At 62.1% G+C, this 13,916-nt stretch carries 14 protein-coding genes; 5 read left to right on the top strand and 9 right to left on the bottom strand.

Annotated elements, in window-relative coordinates:
- Nucleotides 1–16 precede the first annotated feature (16 nt).
- The 4 genes from G3N95_RS01335 to G3N95_RS01320 all read right to left on the bottom strand — a co-directional run bounded on the left by G3N95_RS01335 (nt 17) and on the right by G3N95_RS01320 (nt 3,175).
- The gene (locus tag G3N95_RS01335; RefSeq protein ID WP_205968155.1) at nt 17–811 is read right to left on the bottom strand and encodes an ABC transporter substrate-binding protein; all 795 of its coding nucleotides are present in this window, start codon (nt 809–811) and stop codon (nt 17–19) included.
- A gap of 115 nt (nt 812–926) precedes the next feature.
- Nucleotides 927–1,598 carry a GntR family transcriptional regulator gene (locus tag G3N95_RS01330; protein ID WP_205968154.1) on the bottom strand — a complete coding sequence of 224 codons (672 nt, stop codon included), beginning with the start codon at nt 1,596–1,598 and terminating at the stop codon, nt 927–929.
- A 355-nt stretch (nt 1,599–1,953) separates the two neighbouring features.
- Nucleotides 1,954–2,727, bottom strand: coding sequence for an SDR family oxidoreductase (locus G3N95_RS01325; protein WP_205968153.1), 774 nt, complete (start codon nt 2,725–2,727; stop codon nt 1,954–1,956).
- A 34-nt stretch (nt 2,728–2,761) separates the two neighbouring features.
- Nucleotides 2,762–3,175, bottom strand: a complete 414-nt coding sequence (locus tag G3N95_RS01320) for a thioesterase family protein (protein ID WP_205968152.1) — start codon at nt 3,173–3,175, stop codon at nt 2,762–2,764.
- Between the two features lie 111 nt (nt 3,176–3,286).
- On the opposite strand from G3N95_RS01320, the gene G3N95_RS01315 reads away from it, so the two are divergent.
- The 4 genes from G3N95_RS01315 to G3N95_RS01300 all read left to right on the top strand — a co-directional run bounded on the left by G3N95_RS01315 (nt 3,287) and on the right by G3N95_RS01300 (nt 7,448).
- Entirely contained in the window at nt 3,287–3,991 is a 705-nt protein-coding gene (locus G3N95_RS01315; RefSeq protein WP_205968151.1) for a Crp/Fnr family transcriptional regulator, read from the top strand.
- 179 nt (nt 3,992–4,170) lie between these two features.
- A complete protein-coding gene (locus tag G3N95_RS01310) occupies nt 4,171–5,529 on the top strand; it encodes an MFS transporter (protein ID WP_205968150.1) in 1,359 nt (452 codons plus the stop codon).
- 54 nt (nt 5,530–5,583) lie between these two features.
- Entirely contained in the window at nt 5,584–6,510 is a 927-nt protein-coding gene (locus tag G3N95_RS01305) for a 3-keto-5-aminohexanoate cleavage protein (RefSeq protein ID WP_205968149.1), read from the top strand.
- A complete protein-coding gene (locus tag G3N95_RS01300; RefSeq protein ID WP_205968148.1) occupies nt 6,507–7,448 on the top strand; it encodes a 3-hydroxyacyl-CoA dehydrogenase NAD-binding domain-containing protein in 942 nt (313 codons plus the stop codon). The genes G3N95_RS01305 and G3N95_RS01300 overlap by 4 nt, the downstream gene beginning before the upstream one ends.
- A 62-nt stretch (nt 7,449–7,510) precedes the next feature.
- On the opposite strand, the gene G3N95_RS01295 is transcribed toward G3N95_RS01300, so the two are convergent.
- The 5 genes from G3N95_RS01295 to G3N95_RS01275 all read right to left on the bottom strand — a co-directional run bounded on the left by G3N95_RS01295 (nt 7,511) and on the right by G3N95_RS01275 (nt 12,713).
- Nucleotides 7,511–8,926, bottom strand: a complete 1,416-nt coding sequence (locus tag G3N95_RS01295; protein WP_205968719.1) for a cytosine permease — start codon at nt 8,924–8,926, stop codon at nt 7,511–7,513.
- A 111-nt stretch (nt 8,927–9,037) separates the two neighbouring features.
- Entirely contained in the window at nt 9,038–10,207 is a 1,170-nt protein-coding gene (argE, locus tag G3N95_RS01290; protein WP_205968147.1) for an acetylornithine deacetylase, read from the bottom strand.
- A complete protein-coding gene (locus G3N95_RS01285) occupies nt 10,200–10,877 on the bottom strand; it encodes a DUF1028 domain-containing protein (protein WP_205968146.1) in 678 nt (225 codons plus the stop codon). Before G3N95_RS01285 ends, argE begins: the two co-directional genes overlap by 8 nt.
- Nucleotides 10,878–10,887: 10 nt before the next feature.
- Nucleotides 10,888–11,325: a RidA family protein gene (locus tag G3N95_RS01280; protein ID WP_205968145.1), complete on the bottom strand. Its 438-nt coding sequence runs from the start codon at nt 11,323–11,325 to the stop codon at nt 10,888–10,890.
- Between the two features lie 50 nt (nt 11,326–11,375).
- The gene (locus G3N95_RS01275; RefSeq protein WP_205968144.1) at nt 11,376–12,713 is read right to left on the bottom strand and encodes an NAD(P)/FAD-dependent oxidoreductase; all 1,338 of its coding nucleotides are present in this window, start codon (nt 12,711–12,713) and stop codon (nt 11,376–11,378) included.
- A gap of 240 nt (nt 12,714–12,953) precedes the next feature.
- On the opposite strand from G3N95_RS01275, the gene G3N95_RS01270 reads away from it, so the two are divergent.
- Nucleotides 12,954–13,880, top strand: a complete 927-nt coding sequence (locus G3N95_RS01270) for a LysR family transcriptional regulator (RefSeq protein ID WP_205968143.1) — start codon at nt 12,954–12,956, stop codon at nt 13,878–13,880.
- Nucleotides 13,881–13,916: the final 36 nt, after the last annotated feature.

The following is a 13,916-nucleotide window of genomic DNA, read 5'->3' as shown; positions in this document are numbered from 1 at the left end:
CAGATCGCCGGCGATATCAGTAGATGTCGAAGTCGAAGTACTTCTTCTCGATCGACTGATAGGTGCCGTTCGCGCGGATCGCTTCGATCGCGTGATTGAACTGCTGCTTCAGATCGTCGTCGCCTTTGCGGATGGGGATGCCATAGCCCTCGCCGAGCAGCGCCTTCTGTTCCGGCGTGCTGCCAAGTATCGGCTGGCCCACGAACTTGAAGTTCGCGCCTTCCGGCTTGGTCAGGAACGCGCTATAGGCGGCCGTCGCATCCTGCAAGCCGGCATCGAGACGCCCGGAGCGAAGGTCCATATAGGCCTCGTCCTGCGTCGCATAACGCACGACCTGCACGCCGCTCTGCGACCAGTACGCGCTCGCATATTTGTCGGCCAGCGTGCCTCGCTGCACACCGACGCGTTTGCCCTTCAGTTCGGCGGGCGTCGCGTCTTTTATCGGACTGTTCTTCGACGCGATCAGCCTGCGCGGCGAGTTGTAGTACTTCTCCGTGAAGTCGACCTTCTGTTTGCGCTCTGCCGTAATCGCGACGGACGCGACGATCGCGTCGATCTTCTCCGCCTGCAACGCGGGAATCAGGCCGTCCCAGTTGATCTGCACCAGCGTACAGTTCGCGTGCATTTGCGTACACAGCGCGTGGATCATGTCGATATCGAAACCTACCGGCTTGCCGTCTGGCTGGATCGACGAGAACGGGGGATACGCACCTTCATAGCCGATGCGAATGTCTTTCCATTCCTTCGCATGGGCATTCAAGGCAAGAACACAGAAGGCCAGTCCCAGAAGATTCTTTGCGAGTCGTTTCATGTCGAGGCTCAATGGGTTGATGTGATCATGTGCGACCTTTTCTTCCGTCGCACTCTTTTATATACGTACTACTAATGACAATAAATATTCGCCGTTCGCTTCGCGGCGCGTCCTTCTAGCGGGCCGACTTCATCCACTGACGCAACGCCGGCACGGTCGCTTCGATGTGCTCCCGCACTGTCGTTTCGACGGCAGCCGGATCGCCGCTCTTGATGGCGTCGATGATCGTCGTATGGTCGTCGCGCGAAGTCATTTGCTTCTCCGCGAGTTGCAACCAGAGACGCATATGGGGTTCGACGACGGTGTGCAGTCCGGCAATCTGCGCGACAAGGCGCTTGCGGCCGCTCAACTGGCACAGGTATTCATGGAAGTTGCGATGCGCGCTCACCCATTGGTGCGCATCCTGCTCGTGGCTCTCCATCACGTCGAGCAGGCGGGTGAGTTCGCCGATATGCACCGGCGTGATTCGCGGCAACGCCATTTTCGCCGCCAGACCTTCGAGCGCGCCGCGCATGCAGAAGACCTCTTCCATTTCGTCGGCATCGAGTCCACGAACGATCGCCCCGCGATTTGGCCGGATGACCACGAGCCCCTCGCTCGCGAGTCTGCGGAATGCTTCGCGCACAGGCATGCGGCTCGTGTCGATCTCGGCCGCGATTTCTTCCGGGATCAGCCGGTCGCCGGCGCGGTAAGTACCCATGCGGATGCGATACAGCACATAGGCGTATGCCTCTTCTTCCGCCGTGACCGCGAACCCGGCACGAAATGAATGAACGCTGTCTTCCATGATGTTCTGGATCGTCGCACTCGTTTGAAATTTATTTGTAAGACTGGATATTTGTATCCGTGGATTTAATATATCAATCCAAAAAGGCAAGCAAATAAGGGATAACCCTGGGGTGATCGTTTGATTTCTTTCGTGCGCTTTTGGGCGACGAAGACAGAAGTCCGGCCGTGGGAAATTCGCGCCGCGCGCGTTGAATTCGGGCGACTGGGCCTATCGGCTTCGAGATCCGGCCACAAGGAGAAGGGAGGGAGGAAGAATCAGGAACGTGACAGGTGGACCGCCCCTGCGCAACGCGGGGCGCCATGGTCCGACCTTCAGGCTGGCAGACGAGACGGCCGCCAGGGCCGTCATGGTTTTACGACGCGCTCTGCGAATCCCCGTCGATAGGGATCATCTGGCCGGAGATCGAACGTCCCGCCGGCGAAGCGAGAAAGACGGCGAGCGCCGCAATATCGGCAGGATCGACGAAGCGTTTGATCGACTGGTTGGCGAGCGCCGCCGCTTCTTCGTCCGCGACGCTGCGTCCGCTGACGGATGCCCGTCCCTGAAAGACCTGCTGCAAGCGTGGCCCTTCCACTGCGCCGGGCAGGATGGCATTGACCCGCACGCCAAACTCACCCAGTTCGCGAGAAAGTGTCTTGGTGAAGCCGATGAGCCCCCACTTCGTCGTGGCATAGGCGCTGCGATTCGGATAACCGAAGCGGCCGGCGAGCGACGACATCACGACGATCGAACCCGCCGCAGACTGCTTCAGATGCGGAATGGCCAGCTGCGTCACGATGAACGTGCCGGTGAGGTTCACGCGCAGCACGCTGTCCCATGCGTCGGGATCCAGTTCCGCGACGCTCGCTGCGGGGCCGGCGATGCCCGCGTTGTTCACGAGCACATCGAGGCCGCCTAGCGCCGCCACCGCTTCGGCCATCATGCGTGCGGCCGAAGCACGATCGGCGACATCGCACGACGAAGTCATCACACCGGGCAATTGCCCGCGCAGTTGCTTCAGCGCAGCCTCGTCGATATCGCAGACAAACACCTTGGCACCGGCAGCGAGAAACGCTTCCGCGATCGCGCGGCCAATTCCGCCCGCGCCTGCTGTGATGAGGACGCGCGTGTCATTCATGGTCGTCATGGAAGCTCCTTTGTATCAGCCATGCCATCACGGATCAGGCGCACGCGGCACGGATATGGTCGGGCATCGGGACTGCCTTGAGCCCGCCGTCTGCTCGCCGCACACACAGCGCGCGCGTCGCCTGCCCCTCGCAGATCAGCGTATTGCCCCGCATGATGCGATGATTCTGAATGAAAACCTTGCCGCGCCACTCTTCGATGCGGGTATGGATATCGAGCTTCTCGCCGTGAGTCGCCGAGGTTAGAAAGCGCGTATGAATTTCCAGCAGCGGCGGACCAATGCACTCGGCCGGGTCCGTCAGTTGATGCCACGCGGGCAGGCCGCATTGCCTGAAGAAATGGTGTGAAGCTGCGTCCATCCAGCGCGAGAAGTTCGGAAAGAAGACAATGCCCGCCGGATCGCAATCGCCAAACTGCACGTCGACGCTGTAGATGATTTCCTTGCTCATGAGCCTACACTCCAGTTCCAATGCAACCATTATTCCGGTGTCGAGCGGGCGAATCTGTCAATCCGGCGACAGTCGGCGCCGGTATTCGCACGTAACAGTCAGGAGACGAGGATGACTCGCCCCATACGCACGGCTGCCCTGTCGCTCACGCTCGACGAGTTGCTGGCTCAGTCGCTCTGGTTCACGTCGCTCGACGAATCCGCGCAGCGCCAGGTGCGCGCCGACATATCGGAACGCGCCGTCGGCATGGGACAGTTCCTTGGCCGCCACGGCGATCGGCAGCACGTATGGTTCGGGGTGCTCGAAGGTCTGATCAAATGGTCGATCACCGCGCACGACGGCCGCACGGTCACGCTTGGCGGACAACTGGCGGGAAGCTGGTTCGGGGAAGGCACGCTGATTCGCAAGGCGCCCCGCCAGTCCGACCTCATCGCGCTGCGCGACAGCCGCGTCGCGCAGATTCCGCTCGCCACCTTCGACTGGCTGCGCAGCCACCAGCCGTCGTTTAATGAATTCCTGCTGATGCAGGTGAACGAACGCCTGCACTGGTTCATGGGCAATGTCGCCGCGTACGGGCTGCTCGACACCGACAGCCTCGTGGCGAGAGCGCTGGTCGGCATGGTGCATCCGCTGCCGAATCCGCGCGGCGAGCGGTATCTGCAACTGTCGCAGGAGGAACTCGCCAACCTCGCTGCCGTGTCCCGCCAGACGTGCAACAAGGCCATGATGCATTTCAAGGACGCCGGCCTCGTGCGGACCGAATATGGCGGCCTCGTCGTGCTGGATCTGCCGGGGCTGCAAGCGCTCGCGCAGTAGGTCCGCTTCCGGTCGCTCGCCTCCTCTTACCCGGACATCGAATCGGCTAGCGATGCGGCATCGACCCGGCCGGTCTCGCCGCGACCTGGCGTTTGCCCTGACCGCAACTGTCGTCCGATCGACAGTGGTTTGCGCGGGCGCCCGAAATAATGCGTGTCATACAACTCAGGAGACACGCAATGACCCATGCCCGTTCGCTGCCGGCGGAGGCCCCGGATGCCGGCCGGTCTTCGGCTGGATCGGCGGAAGATACCGTCTACCGCAAGATCAGTTGGCGTGTGATGCCGATCGTGCTCATCGCCTACGTCTTCGCTTTCCTCGACCGCATCAACATCGGCTACGCGCAGCTTCAGATGAAGCAGGACCTCGCGTTTTCCGATGCCGTCTACGGGCTCGGCGCGGGTATCTTCTTCGTCACCTATCTGCTCTTCGAGGTGCCGAGCAACCTGTTGCTCGAAAGAATCGGCGCGCGGCTGTCTTTCCTGCGCATCATGGTGCTGTGGGGTCTCACCTCCGCGACGACCGCCTTCATCACCGAGCCCTGGCAGTTCTATGGTGTGCGCCTGCTGCTGGGTATGTTCGAAGCGGGCTTCTTTCCAGGCATCATCCTGTACCTGACGTACTGGTATCCAAGCGCGCGACGCGGTCGCGTGACGGGACTGTTCCTGTTCGGCATGCCGATCACGGGCGTCCTCGGCGGGCCGTTGTCGGGGCTGATCATGAGCCACATGGAAGGCCTCGGCGGCATGCATGGCTGGCAGTGGCTCTTCCTCGTCGAAGGCCTGCCGACCGTCCTGCTGGGCATCCTGCTCTATCGCATGCTTCCCGATACACCGGCGCGCGCGCCCTGGCTGAACGACACCGAGAAACAGCTCGTGCAGTCGGTCCTCGACGCCGACCAGCAGGGCCACGCGAAACCCGGACATCATCACGGCAAGCTCACCGCCGCGCTGACCGACGCAAAGACCTATGTGCTCGCCTTCGTCTACTTCTGCTGCGCGTGCGCCGTCTACACGCTGACGTTCTGGCTGCCGACGATGATCAAAGGCCTCGGCATCGCGCCCATCGCCACGATCGGCTGGTACACGGCGGTGCCTTATTTCTTCGGCGCGCTCGGCGTGCTCGTCATCAGCCGCAGCTCCGACCGTTTCAAGGAGCGCCGCTGGCACGTGGGAGGAACACTGGCTCTCGGTGCCGTGGCGCTCGCCGCGACCTCCTTTCTCGGTGCCAATGTGGTTCCCGTGATGGCCCTGCTTTGCATCGCGTCGTTCTTCATCTTCGGCGGCGGATCGCTGTTCTGGTCGATTCCTCCGACCTACCTCGGACGCGATGCGGCGGCTGCGGGCATTGCGGTGATCAGTTCGCTCGGCATCCTGGGCGGCTTCGTCAGTCCGACGCTGATCGGCTGGATCAAGGGCGCGACGGGCAGCATCCAGATAGGCCTGCTTGCCTTGACCGCAGTCGTGGTTCTCGGCGGCCTGACGATCCTGCTCGGCCTGCCGAAGAGCGCGGTCCGCGTGGGCACGAGTACCCACTAGTCGCGCCGCCTCCACCCCGTTTCCGATCTATTCCATCTCCTGGAGAACACCATCATGAGCAAGCCCAAAGTCATCGTGACCGTCGCCCCGACGGGCGGCATGGCCACCAAGAAAATGAACCCGGCCCTGCCGACGCAACCGCAGGAAATCGCCGACGACACCTACCGCTGCTACAACGCCGGCGCGAGTGTGGTCGCGGTGCACGCACGGCGTCCCGACGATCAGGCCACGTGTGATCCCGCGATTTACAGCCACATCAACCGGCTGATTCGCGACCGGTGCGACATCATCCTCAACAATTCCACGGGCGGCGGCATCGACGGCGACATGGTTCGCGAACTCGACAACGGGCTGTGGGAGATTCAGTGGGAAGAACGCCTGAAGGGCATGCAAGGCGATGGCGTCGAGATGTGCACGCTCGATGCGCAAACGGTGATCGCGAGCTTCGGCGGCAAGGAGATTCTGGTGGCGACCCCGCCTTCGCGTATCCGGCAGATTGCCGAAATGATGAAGGCGCGCGGCATCAAGCCGGAGTGGGAAGTGTTCGGTCTCGCCGACATCGTTCAGGACGTGCAGCGAGCGATCAACGAGGGGCTTGATGACGCGCCTCACTTCATCAATATCGTCATCGGCGCCAATGCGTTCCAGGGCGCATTGCCTTACACGCCGCGTCTGTTGCAGACGATGGTCGATCACCTGCCTCGCAACACCGTCTTCAACGTGAGCGCGATCGGCGCGGCGCAGTTGCCCGCCGCGATGAATTCGCTGCTGCTGGGCGGCCATGTGCGCGTCGGGCTCGAAGACAATCTGTATTACCGCCACGGCGAACTGGCGACCAACGTGCAACTGGTCGAGCGACTCGTGCGACTCGTCCGCGAAATGGGCTATGAGCCGGCCACGCCCGACGAGGCTCGGGAGATCATCGGACTGCGGCCTTTGCGCGAAGCGAAGCGCGCGGCCAGCCTGGAAGCGCAGTCATGAGCGAGGGCGCCGTCAAGGTGGCGATCGTCGGAACGGGCGTGATCGGCGCAGGCTGGGCCACGCATTTTCTGGCACAAGGATTCGCGGTCACGGCGACAGACCCCGCAGACGGCGCCGAATCGCGGTTGCGTGAGTGGATCGACAATAGTTGGTCTGCCGTCGAGAGACTTGGTCTGGCAAACGGCGCTTCACGAGAGAACCTGACCTTCACGACCGACGTCGGCACTGCCGTGCGGCATGCCGACTTCATTCAGGAAAGCGGCCCCGAACGTCTTGCCGTCAAGCACGCGTTGATAGCGGACATCGAATCCGCTGCGGAGGCAGATGCGATCATCGCGTCGTCATCGTCGGGGCTATCGGTCAGCGAGATGCAAGTGGGCGCACGGCATCCGGAGCGCATCGTCCTCGGGCATCCGTTCAATCCGTCGCACATCATTCCGCTAGTCGAAGTCGGCGGCGGTCGCCTGACCTCGCCCGAAAACGTCGCGAAGGCCATGACGTTTTACGCGGCGACAGGCAAGAAACCCATCAGGATCGACAAGGAGGTCAAAGGCCATATTGCCAACCGGCTGCAGGTGGCCCTCTGGCAGGAAGCCATCAGCCTGGTACAGCGAGGCGTCGCGTCGGTGGAGGCCATCGACGCCGCCATCGCCTATGGTCCCGGCCTGCGCTGGGCGCTGTTGGGGCCGTTCCTCAACCTTCACGCTTCGGGCGGCCCCGGCGGGGTCACGCATGTGCTGCAGCACCTGGGTCCGGCCCAGCGCGAATGGGCCAAAGATCTGGGCCGCTATCCCGAGAACGACGACTACATCGACTCGATTGCGAAGGGTGTCGATGCCGAACTCGCGCCGTACGATTTCACGGAAATGCTTTGTCAGCGCGATCAATTGCTGATCGAGTTGCTTGAGGCGAAGCGAAATCTGTCGCAGATTCCCTAGGCAATGTGAGGCGAGCGGAGATGCACATCCCGGCTCGCCTGTTCTTTGATTCAATCGATCGCCTATCGGGCCGTCGCGCTCAGCCCCGAATTGAGCCGGCGCCGATAGGTCGAATCGCGCGTCGCCAGCCAGTAGTACAGCGGCGAAGTCAGCACCAGACCGATCACCCACGAGAGATCCGCGCCATCCAGATAACCCGGCACAGGCCCGGCGTACATCGGCGTGTTCATGAACGGAATCTGCACGGCGATACCCACCGCGTATGCAATGAGGGCCTGAGGATTGAAGCGGCCATATCTTCCGCCATCCGCCTGAAAAATCGAATCGATGTCGTAGTTCCCTTTGTGGATGACGTAAAAGTCGATCAGATTGATCGCCGTCCACGGCACGAGCACGACCAGCAGGGCCAGCACCAGATCGACCAGATTGCCCACGAAGTTGGTCGATGCGCCGAGCGCCGCGTAACAGCATCCCGCGAGGATCACGAGCGAGAACACTGCACGCGTTCTGGCCGTCGGAATCCAGCGCCAGGCAAACGTCTGCACCGAGGTGATCGACGCGAGCACCGCGCCATACAGATTCAACGCGTTGTGGCTGATGACGCTGAGCAGAAACAGCACGAGCATCGGCAGTCCGAGCGGGCCCGTCGCCTGCTTGACGGCGTCCATCGCATCGACGCCCGGCGGCACCGCGAGCACCGCCACCGCGCCGAATACGAAGGCGAGCGTCGAGCCGATCGCGCAGCCGAGATACGTGGCCCAGAAAGTCGACGCAACGCTGACGTCTTCGGGCAGATAGCGCGAATAGTCGGACACGTAGGGCGCAAATGCAATTTGCCACAGCGCGGACAGCGAGACCGTCGCAAGCCACCCGGCAAAGTTGAAGCCGCCGCGCGTCAGAAAATCCGCTGTCGAGACGTGCGTCAGGATGTAGCCGAAACCGATGAAGATGCCGATACCGAGCACCCATGTGCCAATGCGATTCAGGATATGAATGAAGCGATAGCCGATGATGCCGATCAGGCCGGACCCCAACGCACCGACCACGATGCCCGCATGCACGGAAACATTCGATTCGATTCCGTGCAGCGATTTCCCCGCCAGCACGATGTTGGATGCAAAGAAGCCCACGTACATCACACCCGCGATCACCGTGACGAGAAGCGCACCCCATGAACCGAATTGAGCGCGGCTCTGGATCATCTGCGGAATGCCCATTTGCGGGCCTTGAGCGGAATGGAGCGCCATCAGCACACCGCCGACCGCCTGCCCCACGACGATCGCGACGATGCCCCACATCAGGTTCAGGTGAAAAAGCTGAACGCCGAGCGCGCCCGTGACGATAGGCAACGGCGCGATATTGCCGCCGAACCAGAGGGTGAACAGGTCACGGACCTTGCCGTGACGATCTTCTGGTGGCACATAGCCAATCGTGTGTTTTTCGATCAGCTGGGAAGCGTTACGATCCGTGGTGGCCACGATGCTGTCTCCTGTCTCGCGCAGCTGTGCTGCGCTATTCTGCGGCTCGAGCTTTGCCTGAGCACGCTGGTTGCTTGCGTTCATGTCGGACGGCACATCCGGAACGTCGAATCACGATCCGGATGGCGTCGAGAGGTAATCGGCCAGTCGCGCCAACATCGCATCGCATTCCGCGAGTTGATCGACTGTCACGAATTCGTCGGGCTTATGCCCCTGGTCCATGCTGCCCGGCCCGCAGACCACGGCGGGAATGCCGGCTTCGTTGAAGAGCCCACCCTCAGTGCCGAACGCCACCGTGCCGAACGTATTCGAACCGCACAACAGCGCGAGCAATCGTGCCGCGTCGCTGTCTGGCGGCGTCGCGAGTCCGGGATACGCCGAAAGCGAGGTCAGGCGGATGTCCGTTTCGGCGTTCACCGCATGCATCTTCGGCAGCAACTGGGCCTGCGCATAGGTCTGCAATTCGTCGGCGACATGGGTTGCGTCGTAGCCCGGCAGCGCTCGCACTTCGAAATCGAATTCGCATTCGGCGGGCACGATGTTCAGCGCGCGACCGCCTTTGATCACACCTGTTTGCACCGTCGAATACGGCGGATCGAATCGTTCGTCGTGGCGCTCGGGCGCCGCCAGCCGTTCGCCGATCTCTTCAAGACGATTGACGAGACGCGCCGCATATTGAATCGCGTTGACGCCGTACGGCGCGTACGCCGAATGACAAGGCGCTCCCTTGACGTGGCAACGCATCGCCAGCTTGCCTTTGTGACCCAGCACAGGCTTCAGTTCCGTCGGTTCGCCGATGAGACACAGCGCAGGTTTATTTGCGCGCTGCGCCAGGTCTGCCAGCATCGACCGCACACCCAGACACCCCACTTCCTCGTCGTACGAAAACGCGAGATGCACGGGTACCTTCAGTTCGCGTGCGACGAAAGCGGGCACCGTCGCCAATACGGAAGCGATGAAGCCTTTCATGTCGGCCGTGCCGCGCCCATACAGCCGCCCTTCTTTCTCGCTCAGCCGGAACGGCTCGACAGTCCAGGGCTGACCATCGACGGGCACTACGTCGGTATGCCCCGACAGCACGATGCCGCCGCCGATGTCGGGGCCGATCGTCGCGAACAGGTTCGCCTTCGTGCGCTCGGCGTTGTAAAACAGTTCGCTTCGAACGCCGAGATTACCGAGGTAATGGCGGATGAAATCGATCATCGCCAGATTCGAGTCCCGGCTCACCGTGGGAAATGCGATCAGCCGTTCGAGCAACGCGCGGCTCGACGTGTCACTCATCGCCCGGCACTCCATAGCTCGGCGCGGCCGTGGGATTGAGCGCGCGCGTCACGTAGTCCTGCATTTGCGGCTTATACGCTTGCCATAGACCGTCGAGCCGGCCGATCGGATCCTCGTCGGCCCAATCGACGCGCAAGTCGACGATCGGCCAGCTCAGATCGCCGACGATCTTCAGCGCCGCCGAGTGCACCGGCCCCGCTTCGCCGCCTGCTGCGATCGCGGCGTGCATCGCTGCGAGCAGCCGGTCGGCGAGCATGCCCTTCGTGTTCTCGAAAGCGGGCACCATCGCCTCGATCACGCCCACGCTCGCCAGCATGTTGCCTGCTGCGACGCATTGCTTGCCCGCTGCTGCGTGATATGTGCCCAGCGCTTCCTTGCCGCTGAAAAACGCGGTGCGCCCAAGCGCATCGACCACCGTCACCTGCCGATACTCGCTCCATTCGTTTGCACTGAGCGCACGGTCCAGCGCGGCAGCGGGCTCGAGCAGCGCATTCTCCAGCAGATCGAGAACCTGCGGACCGAGTGCGGGCAGCGTCACGTTCTGCGTCGCGACTGCACCGACACCCGCGCGCAGCCACGGACAGCGCGCGCCTACCGCGATGCTCGAAGAACTGATCGCGATGCCGAGTTGCCCCGTCTGCGCGCAACGTCCGACGATTGAAAACGTCATGTCGTGCTCCTCACGCCTTAGCAGGCGTCCAGCCATCCGGAATGACTGCGATCACGTCGATTTCCATCAGCCATTGCGCCTGCCCCAGAGCCGTCACCACGAGGCCCGTCGAGATCGGGAACACACCCTTGAACCACTTGCCGACTTCCTGATACACAGGCTCGCGATAGCGGATGTCGGTGAGAAACGTGGTCGTCTTGACGACGTGCGAGAGGTCGCTGCCCGCTTCTTCGAGGAGCTGCTTGACGTTCTTCATCGCCTGCTCGGCCTGCGCGCGCGGATCGCCGAGCCCGACGAGGCGACCATCGAAATCGGTGCCCACCTGGCCGCGCACGTAGACTGTGTTGCCGGCACGTACTGCCTGACAGAGATCGTTATCGAGCGACTGGTTCGGGTACGTGTCCTTCGTGTTGAACATGCGAATACGGGTATGCGTAGGTTGGCTCATCGATGCACCTTGATACGGATAAAAGAAGAATGCGGCTCTGTTGGCGGGCGTCAGCTCAGGTCCATTTCGCTGACCTTGCGAAGCTGCGGCTCCGTCGCGCGCGCCTCGTGTTGGGTCGGTGCGTGCGGATTCGGCGCATCGTAGTAAGCGAGATACTTGCGCTGCGTGGCGATGTGATCGGCGATATGTTTCGCGTCGTGCCATACGCCCCAGATGAAAGCCGAGCCGCGCCGCGACAGCCAGGGAAGCCCAAGGAAATAAATGCCCGGCTCTTTCGACACGCCGCGCTGATGCTTCGGCTTGCCCTTCTCGTCGAAGGCATCGACGTGCAACCAGCCGAAATCGACTGCATAGCCGGTCGCCCAGATGATCGACGTCACACCGGCCTTGACCAGATCGAGTTCGAGAACAGGATTGATCAGACAGTCCGGATCGGCGGGAATGACGCGCGCTTCGGGTTCTTCAGGAAGCGTGAGGCCGTTGCGCGCGGCGTACGCATCCGCGGCATCCAGCAGCGACAGATAGTTCTCGTCACCGCGTGCGATGTTTTCAGCGAGATCGGCATCGAACGTCACGACGGTGTCGTCGAATGACTTCGTCAAACCGGCCAGCATCACACCTTGATGCGCGAGACGGCGGAAGTCGACGGTATGTCCGCCGCGTGCCCCGCTCACCGCAATCGTCACGTGTTCCTTGCCGGGCCGCATCACTTCGGCATCCCATTCGCCGAGCACGCCGAGCCACCAGCAGAAGTCGCGGCCGCGATAGGCGCGCGGCGGCCGGTCATGCGGTCCGACCGACAGATACACCTGCCTGCCCGCGCGCTGCAGTTCGTCCGCGATCTGTACGCCGGACGAGCCCGCTCCGACGACCAGCACGTTGCCATCAGGCAGTTGCTGCGGATTGCGATAGTCGGCCGAGTGAATCTGCGTGAAGCGGTCCGACTTCGGTGCAACGGCCGGAATGACCGGGCGCTGGAACGGGCCCGTCGCCACGACGACCCGGTTGGCTTCGAACGTGCCGTCCGACGTCTCGACGGTAAAGCCCTGACGGCCCGCATTGCGCACCACCTTCTTCACATCGACGCCCGTGCGGATCGGCGCGTCGAACCGCTTCGCGTACTCGACGAAGTAATCCGCCACCTGCTCTTTCGCCGCGAAGCCATCCGGATCGACTTCCGCGAATTCCAGATTCGGAAAGCGATCGTGCCACGCGGGACCATTCGCGACCAGCGAATCCCAGCGTCCCGTGCGCCACTGCTCGGCGATACGAGCCCGTTCCAGAACGACATGAGGCACGCCGATCTTGCTCAAGTGTTCGCTCATCGCCACGCCGGCCTGCCCGGCGCCGACCACGAGCGTATCGATTGACATCGTTTTCCCTGCCATGTCCAAGTCCTTCTCAAAGGCGGTTTGATCCAAGCCGTCATGACCTCGCACCCAATGGGCGAAGCGACGTTTCGATCGGCGCGCTGCGCCGTGAATCAGCTGTCCAGGTCCAGAATCTACGCGTGCCCTTCGAATCCGAAAAATATATTTAAAAAATGCATGGCATCGGTTTTACCTATGCAAGGGATTTTGACCGACTCACAATGGTGCGCATGAACGCCCGAACATGGAGCATTGCCGATGGAAAACCATCCCCTGCGTTACTCGCTTCGTCAGTTGCGTTATTTCGTCGTCACCGCTGAAGCACTGTCCTTCACGGCTGCCGCCAAGCGCCTTCATATCTCGCAGCCATCCATCTCCACCGCGCTGGCAGACCTCGAATCGTCGTTCGGCGTGCAGCTCTTCATCAGGCATCACGCGAGCGGTCTGTCGCTCACACAGGCAGGGCGCGATCTGCTCGGACAGGCGCGCAATCTGCTGAAAATCGCGGAAGAACTGCAGATGACCGCCAAGGAAATGGACGGCGGCATGACGGGCTCGATCGCGCTCGGCTGCCTCGTGTCGCTTGCGCCGCCGCTGATGCCGCGGCTCATCAGCCGTTTCGCGAGCGAACATGCGGGCATCTCGTTCCGCACGGTCGAAGCACATCAGGACGGTCTGCTGCGAGGCCTGCACGACGGCTCGCTCGACATAGTCCTGACCTATAGCCTCGACCTCACCGAGGACATCGCCTTCACGCCGCTGCTGTCGTTGCCGCCTTATGTGATCCTGCCGGCATCTCATCGCCTCGCCCGCGCGCGCAAGGTGTCGCTCGCCGACCTGTTGCACGAGCCCTATGTGATGCTGGATTTACCGCATAGCCGCGAGTACTTCGCAGCGTTGTTCGATGCCGTGGGCAGCAGGCCCGTACCCGCTTTCCGCTCGTCACAGCCGGAAGTCGTGCGCGGCATGGTGGCGAACGGACTTGGCTACAGCATCCTCAACTTTCCGCTCAAGTCCAATCGCACCGTCGACGGCGCGGACTTCGTCATCAAACGCTTCAAGGACAACGTCAACGCGACGACGCTCGGCATCGCGCAATCGCGCACGATGCGGCCACGGCAAGTGGTGCATCGCTTCGCGTCGTTCTGCGAAACCTATATCCGGCGGCTGCATCTGGATACGTGAGGCACCGTTTCAAACATCGACGGCAACGGCAGGAAG

Origin of the sequence: Paraburkholderia sp. Tr-20389 (assembly GCF_017104565.1) — a bacterium.
GTDB lineage: Bacteria > Pseudomonadota > Gammaproteobacteria > Burkholderiales > Burkholderiaceae > Paraburkholderia.
This window is presented reverse-complemented; position numbering and strand designations above follow the sequence as displayed.

Coding starts and splice junctions, on each gene's coding strand:
- G3N95_RS01335 (WP_205968155.1), bottom strand. CDS start 811: ATGAAACGACTCGCAAAGAATCTTCTGGGACTGGCCTTCTGTGTTCTT.
- G3N95_RS01330 (WP_205968154.1), bottom strand. CDS start 1,598: ATGGAAGACAGCGTTCATTCATTTCGTGCCGGGTTCGCGGTCACGGCG.
- G3N95_RS01325 (WP_205968153.1), bottom strand. CDS start 2,727: ATGACGACCATGAATGACACGCGCGTCCTCATCACAGCAGGCGCGGGC.
- G3N95_RS01320 (WP_205968152.1), bottom strand. CDS start 3,175: ATGAGCAAGGAAATCATCTACAGCGTCGACGTGCAGTTTGGCGATTGC.
- G3N95_RS01315 (WP_205968151.1), top strand. CDS start 3,287: ATGACTCGCCCCATACGCACGGCTGCCCTGTCGCTCACGCTCGACGAG.
- G3N95_RS01310 (WP_205968150.1), top strand. CDS start 4,171: ATGACCCATGCCCGTTCGCTGCCGGCGGAGGCCCCGGATGCCGGCCGG.
- G3N95_RS01305 (WP_205968149.1), top strand. CDS start 5,584: ATGAGCAAGCCCAAAGTCATCGTGACCGTCGCCCCGACGGGCGGCATG.
- G3N95_RS01300 (WP_205968148.1), top strand. CDS start 6,507: ATGAGCGAGGGCGCCGTCAAGGTGGCGATCGTCGGAACGGGCGTGATC.
- argE (WP_205968147.1), bottom strand. CDS start 10,207: ATGAGTGACACGTCGAGCCGCGCGTTGCTCGAACGGCTGATCGCATTT.
- G3N95_RS01285 (WP_205968146.1), bottom strand. CDS start 10,877: ATGACGTTTTCAATCGTCGGACGTTGCGCGCAGACGGGGCAACTCGGC.
- G3N95_RS01280 (WP_205968145.1), bottom strand. CDS start 11,325: ATGAGCCAACCTACGCATACCCGTATTCGCATGTTCAACACGAAGGAC.
- G3N95_RS01275 (WP_205968144.1), bottom strand. CDS start 12,713: ATGGCAGGGAAAACGATGTCAATCGATACGCTCGTGGTCGGCGCCGGG.
- G3N95_RS01270 (WP_205968143.1), top strand. CDS start 12,954: ATGGAAAACCATCCCCTGCGTTACTCGCTTCGTCAGTTGCGTTATTTC.